Here is a 1,008-nt window from a genome sequence, read left to right on the forward strand (position 1 = left end):
CCCGGCGATCGCGAACGACGATCTGATGAAGCATCTGGCGAACCCGGCCGAGCAGGTGCTGCAGACGGTCGACTACGCCAACACGCGCTATTCGAAGCTCGACCAGATCAACGCGGGCAACGTCAAGAACCTCCAGGTGGCCTGGACCTTCTCGACGGGCGTTCTGCGCGGCCACGAGGGCTCGCCGCTCGTCGTCGGCAACATGATGTACGTCCACACGCCGTTCCCGAACATCGTCTACGCGCTCGACCTCGACCACGAGGCCAAGATCGTGTGGAAGTACGAGCCCAAGCAGGACCCGTCGGTGATCCCGGTGATGTGCTGCGACACGGTCAATCGCGGCCTGGCCTACTCGGACAACGCGATCATCCTGCACCAGGCCGACACCACGGTGGTGTCGCTCGACGCCAAGACCGGCAAGGTGAACTGGTCGGTGGTGAACGGCGACCCGAAGAAGGGCGAGACCAACACCGCCACGGTCCTGCCGGTGAAGGACAAGATCATCGTCGGCATCTCGGGCGGCGAGTTCGGCGTGCAGTGCCACGTGACCGCCTACGACGCCAAGACCGGCAAGAAGGTCTGGCGCGGCTACTCGATCGGCCCGGACGACCAGATGCTGGTCGACCCGGAGAAGACCACCTACCTCGGCAAGCCGGTGGGCAAGGACTCGTCGACCAAGACCTGGGAAGGCGACCAGTGGAAGACCGGCGGCGGCTGCACCTGGGGCTGGTTCTCCTACGACCCCAAGCTCGACCTGATGTACTACGGCTCGGGCAACCCCTCGACCTGGAACCCCAAGCAGCGTCCGGGCGAAAACCGCTGGTCGATGACCATCTGGGCGCGTAACCCCGACACGGGCGTGGCCAAGTGGGTCTACCAGATGACCCCCCACGACGAGTGGGACTACGACGGCATCAACGAGATGATCCTCACGGATCAGAAGGTCGGCGGCAAGGAGACCCCGCTGCTGACCCACTTCGACCGCAACGGCTTCGGCTACACCCTCAA

At 64.6% G+C, this 1,008-nt stretch carries 1 protein-coding gene; it reads left to right on the plus strand.

The features are described 5' to 3' along the window. Positions 1–1,008 (plus strand): PQQ-dependent dehydrogenase, methanol/ethanol family (locus FV230_RS28665; protein WP_246695053.1); only part of this gene is annotated, 1,008 nt, incomplete at both ends.

This window comes from Methylobacterium sp. WL6 (assembly GCF_008040095.1).
Lineage (GTDB): Bacteria > Pseudomonadota > Alphaproteobacteria > Rhizobiales > Beijerinckiaceae > Methylobacterium.